This window comes from Streptomyces anulatus, from assembly GCF_014650675.1.
Classification (GTDB): Bacteria; Actinomycetota; Actinomycetes; order Streptomycetales; family Streptomycetaceae; genus Streptomyces; species Streptomyces anulatus.
In genome coordinates this window covers 353,880-366,207 of record NZ_BMVK01000002.1, presented here as the reverse complement: position 1 = coordinate 366,207, position 12,328 = coordinate 353,880, and the positions used below count along the sequence as shown (strand labels likewise).

General features: G+C 70.2%; 14 protein-coding genes. 8 read left to right on the top strand and 6 right to left on the bottom strand.

What is annotated here, in order from left to right; all coding sequences use genetic code 11:
• Positions 1-15: 15 nt before the first annotated feature.
• A complete protein-coding gene (locus IE272_RS06330) occupies positions 16-888 on the bottom strand; it encodes an alpha/beta fold hydrolase (protein ID WP_190006428.1) in 873 nt (290 codons plus the stop codon).
• A 259-nt stretch (positions 889-1,147) separates the two neighbouring features.
• Between IE272_RS06330 and IE272_RS06325 the strand changes: the two genes are divergently transcribed.
• The 3 genes from IE272_RS06325 to IE272_RS06315 all read left to right on the top strand — a co-directional run bounded on the left by IE272_RS06325 (position 1,148) and on the right by IE272_RS06315 (position 3,439).
• On the top strand, positions 1,148-1,489 hold the full coding sequence (locus tag IE272_RS06325; protein WP_056700628.1) for a PadR family transcriptional regulator: 342 nt from the start codon (positions 1,148-1,150) through the stop codon (positions 1,487-1,489).
• Positions 1,486-2,442, top strand: a complete 957-nt coding sequence (locus IE272_RS06320) for a hypothetical protein (RefSeq protein WP_190006427.1) — start codon at positions 1,486-1,488, stop codon at positions 2,440-2,442. The genes IE272_RS06325 and IE272_RS06320 overlap by 4 nt, the downstream gene beginning before the upstream one ends.
• A 97-nt stretch (positions 2,443-2,539) precedes the next feature.
• The gene (locus IE272_RS06315; RefSeq protein ID WP_190006426.1) at positions 2,540-3,439 is read left to right on the top strand and encodes a phosphatase PAP2 family protein; all 900 of its coding nucleotides are present in this window, start codon (positions 2,540-2,542) and stop codon (positions 3,437-3,439) included.
• Positions 3,440-3,634: 195 nt separating this feature from the next.
• On the opposite strand, the gene sodN is transcribed toward IE272_RS06315, so the two are convergent.
• Positions 3,635-4,030, bottom strand: coding sequence for a superoxide dismutase, Ni (gene sodN / locus IE272_RS06310; RefSeq protein ID WP_032794992.1), 396 nt, complete (start codon positions 4,028-4,030; stop codon positions 3,635-3,637).
• Positions 4,031-4,218: 188 nt separating this feature from the next.
• Between sodN and sodX the strand changes: the two genes are divergently transcribed.
• The gene (sodX, locus tag IE272_RS06305; protein ID WP_003966341.1) at positions 4,219-4,647 is read left to right on the top strand and encodes a nickel-type superoxide dismutase maturation protease; all 429 of its coding nucleotides are present in this window, start codon (positions 4,219-4,221) and stop codon (positions 4,645-4,647) included.
• Here sodX and IE272_RS06300 read toward each other — a convergent pair.
• Positions 4,560-5,180, bottom strand: a complete 621-nt coding sequence (locus IE272_RS06300; RefSeq protein ID WP_056700620.1) for a CGNR zinc finger domain-containing protein — start codon at positions 5,178-5,180, stop codon at positions 4,560-4,562. The genes sodX and IE272_RS06300 overlap by 88 nt on opposite strands.
• An 88-nt stretch (positions 5,181-5,268) precedes the next feature.
• Here IE272_RS06300 and IE272_RS06295 point away from each other — a divergent pair, with 88 nt between their 5' ends.
• From IE272_RS06295 to IE272_RS06285, 3 genes are all read left to right on the top strand, one after another.
• On the top strand, positions 5,269-6,030 hold the full coding sequence (locus IE272_RS06295) for a class I SAM-dependent methyltransferase (protein ID WP_050360456.1): 762 nt from the start codon (positions 5,269-5,271) through the stop codon (positions 6,028-6,030).
• 200 nt (positions 6,031-6,230) lie between these two features.
• Positions 6,231-6,719, top strand: a complete 489-nt coding sequence (locus tag IE272_RS06290) for a SigE family RNA polymerase sigma factor (RefSeq protein WP_007460846.1) — start codon at positions 6,231-6,233, stop codon at positions 6,717-6,719.
• Positions 6,716-7,516: a hypothetical protein gene (locus IE272_RS06285; protein ID WP_190006425.1), complete on the top strand. Its 801-nt coding sequence runs from the start codon at positions 6,716-6,718 to the stop codon at positions 7,514-7,516. Before IE272_RS06290 ends, IE272_RS06285 begins: the two co-directional genes overlap by 4 nt.
• 85 nt (positions 7,517-7,601) lie before the next feature.
• Here IE272_RS06285 and IE272_RS06280 read toward each other — a convergent pair whose 3' ends face one another.
• From IE272_RS06280 to IE272_RS06270, 3 genes are read right to left on the bottom strand one after another with little or no spacing between them, the layout of a single operon-like run.
• Positions 7,602-8,366 (bottom strand): amino acid ABC transporter ATP-binding protein, encoded by a 765-nt coding sequence (locus IE272_RS06280; protein ID WP_079044261.1) that lies wholly within the window; start codon positions 8,364-8,366, stop codon positions 7,602-7,604.
• Positions 8,363-9,331 carry an amino acid ABC transporter permease gene (locus IE272_RS06275; RefSeq protein WP_050360452.1) on the bottom strand — a complete coding sequence of 323 codons (969 nt, stop codon included), beginning with the start codon at positions 9,329-9,331 and terminating at the stop codon, positions 8,363-8,365. The genes IE272_RS06280 and IE272_RS06275 overlap by 4 nt, the downstream gene beginning before the upstream one ends.
• A gap of 28 nt (positions 9,332-9,359) precedes the next feature.
• Positions 9,360-10,322, bottom strand: coding sequence for an ABC transporter substrate-binding protein (locus IE272_RS06270; protein WP_056700615.1), 963 nt, complete (start codon positions 10,320-10,322; stop codon positions 9,360-9,362).
• Positions 10,323-10,846: 524 nt separating this feature from the next.
• On the opposite strand from IE272_RS06270, the gene IE272_RS06265 reads away from it, so the two are divergent.
• Positions 10,847-12,088 carry an NAD(P)-dependent malic enzyme gene (locus IE272_RS06265; RefSeq protein ID WP_050360450.1) on the top strand — a complete coding sequence of 414 codons (1,242 nt, stop codon included), beginning with the start codon at positions 10,847-10,849 and terminating at the stop codon, positions 12,086-12,088.
• Positions 12,089-12,328 lie beyond the last annotated feature (240 nt).

Here is a 12,328-nt window from a genome sequence, read left to right as displayed (position 1 = left end):
CGGTCCGGCACGGCGTCAGACTCGGCCCGTGTGCTCCAGGATCGCGGCGGCGAGCGGGGCGTGGACCTCGCGGGGGAGGGCGTGGCCCATGCCGGGGATCTCGACGAGCCGCGCGCCGCGGATCGCCTGGGCGAGGTGCTCGGAGTGCGGGGGCGGGAAGACGGGTTCGGCGAGGGCGGAGACGATCAGGGAGGGCACGAGGGTCCCCGCGAGCTGCTCGGTGCGGTCCATGCCGGAGTAGTCGGCGCGGGCGTGCGCGGAGCCGGGGTCGTGGTGCCCGGTGTGCTCGATGATCCGGCGCTCCAGGGCGCGGGTGCGGTCGGCGTCGAAGGGGATCACTCCGCCGCCGAGCGCCCGCCAGTGCTCCACGCGCCGCTCCAACTCGGCCTCGGGTCCCCGGTCCTCGACCGGCCGGGACCACATCTCCAGCAGGGCGGGCGCGACGCCGGGAAGTTGCTCGGGCGGGATGCGGGCGCCGTCCGGGGCGGTGTACGGGACGGAGCTGAGCGCCCTCGTCCCGAACACCGTGGCGCTCAGCAGCCGTTCGGGGTGGTCGGCGATCAGCAACTGGGTGAGCATGCCGCCCAGCGACATCCCCACGACGTGCGCGCGCTCCACGCCGAACGCGTCGAGCACGGCCACGGCGTCCTCGGCCAGCGCGGTGAGCGGGTAGGGCCGCTCGTCGAAGGCCCAGGTGGACCGGCCGGTGTCCCGGTGGTCGTAGCGGATCACGCGATGCCGGGCGGCGAGCAGCTCCACCAGCTCGTCGGGCCAGGCGAGCCCGGACGCCTGCGCGCCCATGACCAGCAGCAGGGCGGGGGCGTCGGGAGCGCCGTGGTCCTCCGCCCAAAGGTGTACGTCGGGGGCGACTTCGACGAAGCGTTCCATGGTGGACCTCGCAGATCTGGGGAGTCAGCAAGTGAGACGAGACGGATCGTCTCGCTCTGAGACTAGCGCATCGCTGAGGGCGGGGCCAGTGAGTTCGGGGGCGGTTCCGGTCCGCGCTTTCAGCGAGGACGCGCAAGCCCGCATCGTCGATGGGGCATGGCGGACGGCCGCAGGTGGCGCTCGCGGTGGGTGTGCAGGCGCTGCGGGTGATCACCGGAGGGTGGCCGATATATGTCGTAGCTCGATATATGCTCGATGTATGACACGTCGGAACTCGTCCTTGACGGAACCGCAGTACTTCATCCTCGCCGCGCTCATGGATGGGCCGTTGCACGGTTACGGCATCATCAAGGCTGCCGAGCAGGCCACCGACGGGCGGCTCCGGATCGCTGTCGGCACGCTCTACGGCGCGCTGGAACGGTTGGAGCGGGCCGGGCTGACGGTGGCCGACCATGAGGAGATCGTGGACGGACGGGCGCGACGCTACTACCGGCTCACCGAGGACGGCACCGAGGCGCTGAGCCGCGAGGCGCTGCGGATGCAGCAGGCGGCGGCCGTCGTCATCGGAGGCTCGCGGAATGCCGGAGCGGCCCCGGCATGAACCGTCTGCTGCTTGCGGCCTATCCCGAGCCCTACCGTTCCCGGCAGGGGGATGAGTTGCTGGCCTGCCTGGCCGAGGCGTATCCCGGCCGATCCTGGCCCCCGCCGAGGGAGGCTGCGGCCCTGGTGCGTGCCGGAGTGCAGGCCCGCGCCCGTGCTGTCGTCGACGACACGGGCCGGCCGTGGTGGCTGGACGGCATCCATCTGGCCGCCCTGGCCCTCGCCGCACTGGCGCTCGTTCCGTACCTGCAGGACATCTGGCACTGGGCACTGCGCATCGACCCCGGACAGCACGCCATCGCCTTCCGCTTCTCCGGCTGGTACCCGTGGGCCGAAGGGCCCACACAGATACGGCTGCTGCCCTACGGGCTGCTCCCGCTGGGCTGCCTGATCGCTTTGCTGCGTGGCAGACCGTGGATCGCGCTGCCGGCCGCGGCAGCCATGATCTGGGCCGGCGCCACGTCCCACGGCCGCATCCTCTTCGGCGACGAGGGCAAGGCGGGTCTGAGCTATTACGGGCTGGGGGCCCCGATCACGGCCCGTGATCTGGTGCTCTCGGGGACACTGTGCGCTGCGTGCGCCGTGCTGGCGCTCTGCCGCCCCAGCCGCCTGCGACGCCGCTCCTACGGCTGGCTGGCCCCCGTTGTGCTCGCCATGTTCATGGCCGGGAGCCTGCACATCATCTCCGTCAGTCCGGCTTTCCAGCGCGGCTTGTTCGTCCTCGAAGTCACCGCGCTGCTCGGCGCGTGGGTTGCGACGGCGGCCACCGGCGACCACCGGTGGCTGATCCCCGTCGCGGCGGTCGCGATCGTCCGCCCGCAGGCGATCGTCGTCCAGCCGGAAGGGTTCATGCGGTCCTTCCCGGACCTGGTCGTCCTCCTCCTGCTGATCGCACCCCTCCCCGCCCTGGCGTTGACCGCCCAGCGCCGACAGGGTCAGGCACTCGCCGAATAGGCGCGGACCCCCGCTGGGCCCGGCCGATCGCGGCGGCCCGCGCCGTGCCACCAGGCGTGCGTGGCCCCGAACCACCCCCGACAGAAGAAACAGAGCGATGACTCAGCACGATTCCCCGCCCCTGCCCACGCACCATCCGGGGGCCTCAGGACAGGCCCCCGAGAGCCCCGACAACCCCGGCCCGTCGCGTACGGGGCGGCCGTGGATGCCGGCTCTGCTGTACGGCCTGGGGTTCCTGACGGTCTATCTGCTCGCCATCTGCACCCCATGGGGGCAACGAGTCGAGAACGCCCTGTTCGACCTCGGTACGGACAACCGCGAAGAGGCATGGATCTACCCCCTGTCAGGAGCGGCCTACGGCTCGACGCCCCTGCCGCCGATGGAGTTGAGCGCCAAGCCCACCCTGATGGTGGGCCTGGCCGTCATCGTGGTCCTCACCCTGGTGCGGCGGTGCTGGTGGCAGGGGTGCGCGGCGCTCGGGGTCGTCATTCTCACCACAGGGGGCAAGGTCGTGCTCAATTCGACGCTGCCCCGCCCCGATCTGGTGGGCGCACCCGAGAATCTCCTTGATCAGGGTTTTCCCAGCGGGCACACGGCCATCCCCGCCGCGCTGACCCTCGCCGCCGTCCTCGTGGTCTCCCCCCGCATCCGGCCCTACGCCGTCACGGCCGGTGTGCTGTGGCTCGCCTGCATCGCCGCGTACAGCGCGACCATGGGCGGCCACCGGCCCAGCGAAGTGCTGGGGGCCGCACTGTTGGCCTGTGCCTGCTACCGCCTCGCGACCTGGCTGTCGCCGGCCGCCGCGCCGGACGCCACGCGGAGCCCCCGGGCGCTGCCCGTCATCACCCTGACGCTGGCACTGGCCGTCGCCCTCGCTTCCGCCGCACGGAACGACACCCTCACCGGGTCACTGGTCTCCGCGGCGGCGGCCTTCATGTGTGCGGCCCTGGTCTGGCACGCGGCAGTCGGGCGGCCGGCACACGCCGCACCGGGCTGACCATCAGTCGGGCTTCCCCGGCCACGCGTCCGCCGTCATCACTCTGCGGACTGCGGATCTACGGGCATCTGTGGCCGGGAGAACAAGACCGCACCCGGTCCGTCAGGGACGCCGTTATCGGCGGCCTGCGGGCCGGGTGCGGACCGGTAGGGAGTCTGACCAGCGAAACCGCAGGTCAGACCGCCCAGCCGGAGATCAGGCCTTCTTGGTCTCCCAGAAGATCCGGTCGACCTCGGCGATGAGGTCCAGAGCCTTCTGGCCCGTCTTCGGGTCGTTCGAGCCCTTGGCCGCGGAGAGCGCCTTCAGGGTGTCGTTGACCAGCTGGTGCAGCTCCGGGTACTTCTCGAAGTGCGGGGGCTTGAAGTAGTCGCTCCAGAGCACCGAGATGTGGTGCTTCGCGAGCTCGGCGCGCTGTTCCTTGATCAGGACGGCGCGGGTGCGGAAGTCCGCGTCCTCGTTGGCCTGGTACTTCTCCTGGACGGCCTTGACCGACTCGGCCTCGATGCGGGCCTGGGCCGGGTCGTACACGCCGCAGGGCAGGTCGCAGTGGGCGCTGACCTTCACCTTGGGGGCAAACAGGCGGGAAAGCATGGAGCTGTCCTCCTCGTGATCGTCTTCTCAGGTGGGACATTACTCCGTGGAGCGCCGCTTTCCGTGGCTGCCCCAGGGGCTTAGGTCAAAAGTCCGGTGTGAGAATCGGGCCGTCGGCCGAATGTACGGAGCGGTGCACGGGCGATGTACTGACGATGTGCTGGAGGATGGACCGGGAGGTGCCGGAGATGCCGGAGCGGCGACAGGTGTCCGGAGGCGGGCGGGTGACGCGGCGTCCGTTGCGGGTGGTGGAGGTGACGGGTCCCTCGATGGTGCCCACGCTCTACCACGGCGACCTGCTGCTCGTGCAGTACGGGGCGCCCGTGAGCCCCGGTGACGTGGTGATCCTGCGGCACCCCTTCCAGCAGGACCTGCTGGTGGTCAAACGGGCCACCGAGCGGCGGCCCGGCGGCTGGTGGGTGCGGGGCGACAACACCTTCGCGGGCGGGGACAGCACCGACTACGGGACCGTGCCGGAGGAGTTGGTGCTGGCCCGGGTGCGGGCCCGCTACCGGCCCCTGGCGAAGGGTCAGAGGTCGGTGACGGCGGTGCTGGGCTGGGCGGTCTCCGCGCTGCGGCCGGTGCGCTCGGCCTCCTCGCGCTTGCGGGCCCGGTAGGCGGCCACGTTCGCGCGGGTCGCGCAGCGGTCCGAGCAGTAGCGCCTGGAGCGGTTGGTGGAGGTGTCCAGGTAGGCGTTGCGGCACGGCGCCGCCTCGCACAGGCCGAGGCGGTCCACGCCGTGCTCGGTGAGGTGGAAGGCCAGGCCCATCGCCGCGATGGCCGCGTAGCCGGCGGTCGCGTTCGACGGGTGGTCGGCCAGGTGCATGTGCCAGTCCGGCCTGCCGTCCTGGTCGCGTACGTCGTGCCCCGAGATCTGCGGGCTCACCGGGAACTCCAGCAGCAGCGAGTTCAGCAGGTCGACCGCGAGCGTCTCGTCGTCGCCGTCCGCCGCGTCGAAGACCGCGCGCAGCCGTGCCCGTACGGAACGGAACCGGGTCACGTCCGCGTCCGTCGTCCGCCGCGCCGCCTGCTGATTCGCTCCGAACAGCTCCCGGACCGCCTCGACCGAGGTGAGGGCGTCCTTGTTGCGGGCCGGCTCCTCGGTGTTGACCAGGCGCACGGCGTAGTCCGAGTAATAGGCCAGTTCCACTTGTAGTCCTTACGGTGTCGGTCTAGAGTCGGGGCGTCGGCCAGTGTAATGGTCGATTGTCGTAAACGGGCATTACGTGGAGGTTGGCGTGACGGAGACGGCTACGGGTACCGACTGGCAGTCCTGGCAGGAGAGCTGGGACCGGCAGCAGGAGTGGTACATGCCCGACCGCGAGGAGCGGTTCCGGGTGATGCTGGACATGGTCGAGGCGGTCGTCGGACCGGAACCGCGGGTGCTCGACCTCGCGTGCGGTACGGGAAGTATTACGGACCGGCTCCTCAAGCGGTTCCCGAACGCCACGAGCACCGGGGTCGACCTCGACCCCGCGCTCCTGGCCATCGCCCGCGGCACCTTCGACGGCGACGACCGGGTCACCTTCGTCACCGCCGACCTGAAGGACCCCGACTGGACCGCCCGGCTGCCCCACACCTCGTACGACGCCGTCCTCACCGCCACCGCCCTGCACTGGCTGCACCGCGATCCGCTCACCACGCTCTACGGGCAGCTCGGCGGCCTCGTCCGGGACGGCGGGGTGTTCATGAACGCCGACCGCACGATCGACACGGGCACGCCCCGCATCAACGCCGCCGAACGCGCCCACCGGCACGCCGCGATGGACCGGGCCAAGGCCGCCGGGGCGCTGGACTGGGCGGACTGGTGGGCCGTCGCCGCGAAGGACCCGGTCCTTGCCGCGCCCACGGCCGAGCGGTTCGCGATCTACGGCGAGCACGCGGACGGCGACATGCCCTCCGCCGACTGGCACGCCCGCACCCTGCTGGCCTCCGGGTTCGGCGAGGCCCGCGCGGTCTGGGCGTCCCCCTCGGACACCTTGGTCCTCGCCGTGAAGTAACCGCCCGCGAAGGGCGGCAGCCGTACAGCGCCGAGAGGGGCGGTACGGGCGTGGAGCCCGTACCGCCCCTCTTTTTTCTGTCGCCGCCCGCAACCTGCCCCGGGCCCCGGCGCACTGGAAGGGTGAGACGGTCCGCCTCCGCGGGCCGGGGAGCGGGAAGAGGAGGGGGCGGGGCATGCGAATTCCGGAGAGGGGCCCGAATGCGGGCCGATGACGACGCGGCGCTGCACGACTTCGTGGAGGGCAGACGCACCGCGCTGTTCCGCAGCGCCTATCTGCTCTGCGGCGACCGGCACGAGGCCGAGGACCTCGTCCAGAGCACCCTGGTCAAGGTCGTCCTCGGTGGCCGGCGCCACGGGCGGCTCGACAACATCGAGGCGTACGCCCGTAAGACGCTGGTCAACACGTTCATCGCGAGCCGTCGGCGGTTCTGGCGGCGGGAGCGGGCCTACGGCGAACTGCCCGACCGCCCCGGGAACACGGCCGACACGGACACCGGCCTGGTCGTCAGGGAGGCGCTCGCCCGGCTCACGGCCAGGCAGCGGGCGGTGCTGGTGCTCCGCTACTGGGAGGACCTGAGCGTGGAGGCCACGGCCGAGGCGCTCGGGATGCGGACGAACACGGTCAAGAGCCACACGGCTCGGGGCCTGGCGGCGCTGCGCGCCGGGATGGCGGAGGAATTGGTATGAACGACGTCCGTGAACTGCTCGGCCGCGCCGTCGAGGGAGCGGGGAAGCCCGCGTTCTCCGCCGGGGCCGTGTACGCGAAGGCCGCCCGGATCCGCAGGCGCCGCCGGGTCGCCGCCTCCGCCGCCGTCCTCGTGGTGGTCGCCGCCGGGGCGTTCACCCTGCCCCGGACGGGCGGCGACGAGGACCCGGCACACACCTCGGTGGCGTCGGCAGGGCCGTCCGCCTCTCCGACCACATCGGCGCCCGCCCCCGCGTCGGCCAAGGCCGAACGGCTGGCCGCGCTGCTGCCGGCGGACGTGGGGGAGATCGAGGAGGTCTCGCTCCTCGCGCTCATCAAGAACGCGACCCCCGAACAGGCGCGAACCACCTACCTCGGTCCGCTGGACGGGCAGTACGCGTTCCGCAAGGACGGCGGCGTCGGCTACCTGCTGCTGACCCTGATGGACCGGGAGGCGTTGGAGAGGAAGATGGGCCGCCCGGCCGATCCGGCCGAGGACCTCTGCGCTCGCATCGGCCAGGAACCGGCCCGTGACGACTGCGTGCGTGAGGTGCTGCCCGACGGCCGCACGCTGACGACGTGGCACGACTCGATGGACTACTCGGGCGACGACAACGTCGGCTGGGGGCCCGAACTGGTCGGCCGGCTCGCGCAGTCGGACGGCTCGCAGTTCCTCGTACGCTCCAGTACCGGTTTCGAGGGCTCCGGCACCCTGGGGCCGCTGCTGCCGGAGCCCCCGCTCTCCCGGCAGCAGCTGAAGAAGCTGCTCACCGGCCCGGAGGTGCTGCCGAAGGGCTGAGGGCGCGGCCCGACGCGCGGGAGGGCGGTGCGGACCGTGGTCCGTACCGCCCTCCCGTATGCGACGGGGCCCTGCCCTACAAGCCCTACAGCACCTTCGACAGGAACGACTTCGTCCGGTCGTGCTGAGGGTTGGTCAGCACGTCGCGCGGGTGGCCCGACTCGACCACCACGCCGTCGTCCATGAAGACCAGCGCGTCGCCCACCTCGCGGGCGAAGCCCATCTCGTGGGTGACGACGATCATCGTCATGCCGTCCTCGGCCAGGCCGCGCATGACGTCCAGGACGTCGCCGACCAGCTCCGGGTCGAGCGCGGAGGTCGGCTCGTCGAAGAGCATCAGCTTCGGCTCCATCGCCAGCGCACGGGCGATGGCGACGCGCTGCTGCTGCCCACCGGAGAGCTGGGTGGGGTAGTTCCCGGCCTTGTCGGAGAGGCCCACCCGGTCCAGCAGCCTCTCGGCGCGGGCCCGGGCCACGGCCTTGGACTCGCCCTTGACCTGGACCGGGGCCTCCATGACGTTCTCGATGGCCGTCATGTGCGGGAACAGGTTGAAGCGCTGGAAGACCATGCCGATGTCGCGGCGCTGGAGGGCGACCTCGCTGTCCCTCAGCTCGTAGAGCTTGTCGCCCTTCTGCCGGTAGCCCACCAGCTGGCCGTCGACCGAGAGCCGGCCGGCGTTGACCTTCTCCAGGTGGTTGATGCACCGCAGGAAGGTCGACTTGCCGGAGCCGGACGGGCCGATCAGGCAGAACACCTCACGCGGGGCGACCTCCAGGTCGATGCCCTTGAGGATGTGGGCTGCGCCGAAGGACTTGTGGACGCCCTCGGCCTTCACCATGGGGATGGTCATGCGGAGACACCTCCGGAGGGCCGGTTGCTGAACGCGGCGAGGTTGACCTTGACGCGCTGCAGCGGAGTGAGCGGCAGCGACCGCAGCGAGCCGCGGGCGTAGCGGCGCTCCAGGTAGTACTGGCCGACGCTGAACACGCTGGTCATCACGATGTACCAGATGGACGCCACGAACAGCATCTCCATCACCGCGTACGACGTGGAGCCGATCTGCGAGGTGGAGCGGAGCAGTTCGTTGTACGTGACCGCGTACACCAGCGAGGAGGTCTTCAGCATGTTGATGAACTCGTTGCCGGTCGGCGGGATGATCACCCGCAGCGCCTGCGGGAGGACCACGCGGCGCATGGTCTTGCCCTGGGTCATGCCCAGCGCGTGCGAGGCCTCGGTCTGGCCCTCGTCGACCGACTGGATGCCGGCCCGGCAGATCTCCGCCATGTAGGCGGCCTCGTTCAGTGCGAGCCCCAGCAGGGCGCACATGAACGGGGTCATGACGTCCGTCATCTCGTCCTTGTAGATGAACGGGATGTTCAGGACCGGGAAGATCAGCGCCAGGTTGAACCAGAGCAGCAGCTGTACGTAGACCGGGGTGCCCCGGAAGAACCAGATGTACAGCCAGGCGACCCAGCTGGTGACCGGGTTCTTCGACAGGCGCATCACGGCCAGCACGACGCCGAGGATGACGCCGAGCACCATCGCGAGGACGCTGATCAGCAGGGTGCGGCCCGCACCGGCGACGACCGTGCTGTCGAACAGCTTGTCGCCCACGGCGTGCCACTGGATGTTGCCCTGCGAGAAGGCGTACCCGAGGGCGATGAGGAGGCCGATGACCACGACGCCGCTGATCCAGCGGCCGACATGGCGGACCGGGATGGCCTTGATGTTCTCCGGGGCCGGGGTGGCGCCCTTGGAGACGGACACCTGGCCGGCCGGTGAACCGGCGGGTGTCTTGTCGAACTTGTCAGTCATGGTGACTGCCCTTCAGTGGAGCGTCCGGTCACTTGCCGCCGTTGACGGCGGCCTTGTCGATCGCTCCCGTACCGGCGCCCCACTTGTCGAGCACCTTCTGGTACGAACCGTCGGCGATGATCGCGTCGACAGCCTCCTTCAGGGCGTCGCGCAGCCCCGTGTTGTCCTTCTTGACGGCGATGCCGAACGGGCCGGCGTCGATCTGCTCGCCCACGACCTCGAACGCCTTGCCGCCGTCGGCCTTGCGGGCCAGGTCGACCGCGACCGGGTAGTCGTTGACGCCCGCGACCGCACCGCCGGACTTGACGCGCGTCTGCGCCTCGGTGTCGTTCTCGAACGACTCGATCTTGACGGCCTTCTCGCCACCGTCCGTACAGGCCTTCGACTGCGCCTTGAGTGCCTTCTCGTACGTGGTGCCGCGCTGCACGGCCGCGGCCTTCCCGCAGAGGTCCTCGATGGACTTGATGTTCTGCGGGTTGCCCTTCTTCGTGTACACGGCGGTGCCGGCGAGGAAGTAGTCGACGAAGTCGACGCCCTCGCCCAGCTTCTTGCCCGACTCGTCCAGGCCCTCCTGGCGCTGCTTGTTGTCCGTGATCGACGACATCGCGATGTCGTGACGCCCGCTGTTCAGGGCGGTGATCAGACCGTCGAAGGAACCCGAGGTGAACTCGAACTTCACACCGAGCTGCTTGCCGAGAGCCTCGGCCAGATCGGGATCGACGCCCACGATCTTTCCGTTCTCGACGGACTCCATCGGGGCGTATTCGGCATTTGTGCCGACCTTGATCACACCGGACTTCTGGTACTTCTCCGGCAGCTTCGAGAAGAGCGGAGCACCGCTCTTGGTCTCCTTGCCGCTGCCTCCCTCCTGGGAGGAGCTGTCTGTCTGGTCACCACAGGCGGTGAGCAGCAGGGAGGCGGCGACCGCGATGGCGCCGATCGCCGCAATTCGGGACTTCGCGGTTGTGCGACGCGTGGTGCTTGCGGTCATGTCGGGATCCTCCGGCAGGTGAGGGTGGTGCTGGTGGGCGGCTTGGCACGCACCTTCGAGTGTCGCCACCATGTGTGATGACGGCATCCTGCCATTCGGACTGACCCATTCAGGGGTCTTGGCATGTCAAAATCGGATAACGGGCGACCCCCGATCATCAACGGCCGGTACACGAGGACCGGACCATCTGTGGGGATTCATTCCCCCCGCCGGAGAATCTTCGGCATGTCTTGACTGGTGGACGGCATTTATGCTGGTTTGCCGACTTGTCCAGATATTCGACTATGAGTCACGTCACCGCGTCGATATGGACTCGTCCGTAACCCCGTTCGTCCGGTAAGAAAGACGTTTACACCCCTCATCCGGGGCTCAGGGCGCGTGTGCGGCGCGCCCGCGCGTATGTACCTCAATCCCTGCCGGGGCGGGCCAACCGCCCGGTGCGGGGCACGTACGCGGTGCCCGCCCACCCCTCCTCAACCAGGAGTGGCCACCCTCAAACGATGAAGACTTAAGGGGTCAACACCATGGCAGCGGAGATCGTCAATCCTCGCAGCGACAGCACTACCGACAGCGGCATCCAGCGCACGAGCGCAGCGGACACCGGGGCCGACGAGCCCTTCGATCCGGCCTTCGCCCTCCACCGGGGCGGGAAGATGGCCGTGCAGGCCACCGTCCCGATCCGGGACAAGGACGACCTTTCCCTGGCGTACACGCCCGGTGTGGCGAAAGTGTGCAGCGCCATCGCCGACAACCCCGAGCTCGTCCACGACTACACCTGGAAGTCCCAGGTCGTGGCCGTCGTGACGGACGGCACCGCCGTGCTCGGCCTCGGCGACATCGGGCCCGAGGCGTCCCTCCCCGTCATGGAGGGCAAGGCCATCCTCTTCAAGCAGTTCGGCGGCGTCGACGCGGTGCCGATCGCGCTCGCGACCACCGACGCCGACGAGATCGTCGAGACCGTCGTCCGGCTCGCCCCCTCGTTCGGCGGGGTGAACCTGGAGGACATCTCGGCGCCCCGGTGCTTCGAGATCGAGCGCAAGCTCCAGGAACGCCTGGACATCCCGGTCTTCCACGACGACCAGCACGGCACCGCGGTCGTCACCCTCGCCGCCCTGCGCAACGCCGCGAAGCTCTCCGGGCGGACGCTCGGCGATCTGCGCGGCGTCATCTCCGGCGCCGGCGCAGCGGGCGTGGCCATCGCCAAGTTCCTGCTGGAGGCGGGGATCGGCGACATCGCGGTGGCCGACCGCAAGGGCATCGTCAGCCGCGACCGCGACGACCTCACCGAGGTCAAGCGCGAGCTGGCCGAACTGACCAACCGGGCCGGCCTCTCCGGTTCGCTGGAGCAGGCGCTCGCCGGTGCGGACGTCTTCATCGGTGTCTCCGGCGGTACGGTCCCGGAGGCGGCGGTGGCCTCGATGGCGCCCGGCGCGTACGTCTTCGCGATGGCCAACCCGAATCCGGAGGTCCACCCGGATGTCGCGCACAAGTACGCGGCGGTCGTGGCGACCGGGCGGTCCGACTTCCCGAACCAGATCAACAACGTGCTGGCGTTCCCGGGCATCTTCGCGGGCGCGCTCCAGGTCCGGGCCTCCCGGATCACCGAGGGCATGAAGATCGCCGCGGCCAACGCGTTGGCCGACGTGGTCGGCGACGAGCTGGCGGCGGACTACGTGATCCCGTCGCCGTTCGACGAGCGGGTCGCCCCGGCGGTCACCGCGGCGGTGGCCGCGGCGGCCCGTGCGGAGGGTGTGGCTCGGCGCTGAGGTCTTGAGCGGTTGTGCGGTGGGCGGGGCCCGTGGATCGGGCCCCGCCCACTTGCGTTTCCGCCCTCGCGGCGACTGAAGCGGCGCCCCCACCCCAGCCCCTCCGGGGCTTGAGTCGGTCACCCTCAGCCACTCCGGCGGGTGAGTCGGTCACTATTCCGCCTCTTTTGCGAGTGAGGCGCCCCACCCCAGCCTCTCCGGCGTTTGAGGAGCGGGGTCCGGGGCAGCGCCCCGGGAGCT

Coding starts and splice junctions, on each gene's coding strand:
- IE272_RS06320 (WP_190006427.1), top strand. CDS start 1,486: ATGAACCGTCTGCTGCTTGCGGCCTATCCCGAGCCCTACCGTTCCCGG.
- sodN (WP_032794992.1), bottom strand. CDS start 4,030: ATGCTTTCCCGCCTGTTTGCCCCCAAGGTGAAGGTCAGCGCCCACTGC.
- IE272_RS06330 (WP_190006428.1), bottom strand. CDS start 888: ATGGAACGCTTCGTCGAAGTCGCCCCCGACGTACACCTTTGGGCGGAG.
- IE272_RS06315 (WP_190006426.1), top strand. CDS start 2,540: ATGACTCAGCACGATTCCCCGCCCCTGCCCACGCACCATCCGGGGGCC.
- IE272_RS06265 (WP_050360450.1), top strand. CDS start 10,847: ATGGCAGCGGAGATCGTCAATCCTCGCAGCGACAGCACTACCGACAGC.
- IE272_RS06285 (WP_190006425.1), top strand. CDS start 6,716: ATGAACGACGTCCGTGAACTGCTCGGCCGCGCCGTCGAGGGAGCGGGG.
- sodX (WP_003966341.1), top strand. CDS start 4,219: ATGCCGGAGCGGCGACAGGTGTCCGGAGGCGGGCGGGTGACGCGGCGT.
- IE272_RS06280 (WP_079044261.1), bottom strand. CDS start 8,366: ATGACCATCCCCATGGTGAAGGCCGAGGGCGTCCACAAGTCCTTCGGC.
- IE272_RS06270 (WP_056700615.1), bottom strand. CDS start 10,322: ATGACCGCAAGCACCACGCGTCGCACAACCGCGAAGTCCCGAATTGCG.
- IE272_RS06290 (WP_007460846.1), top strand. CDS start 6,231: ATGCGGGCCGATGACGACGCGGCGCTGCACGACTTCGTGGAGGGCAGA.
- IE272_RS06325 (WP_056700628.1), top strand. CDS start 1,148: ATGACACGTCGGAACTCGTCCTTGACGGAACCGCAGTACTTCATCCTC.
- IE272_RS06275 (WP_050360452.1), bottom strand. CDS start 9,331: ATGACTGACAAGTTCGACAAGACACCCGCCGGTTCACCGGCCGGCCAG.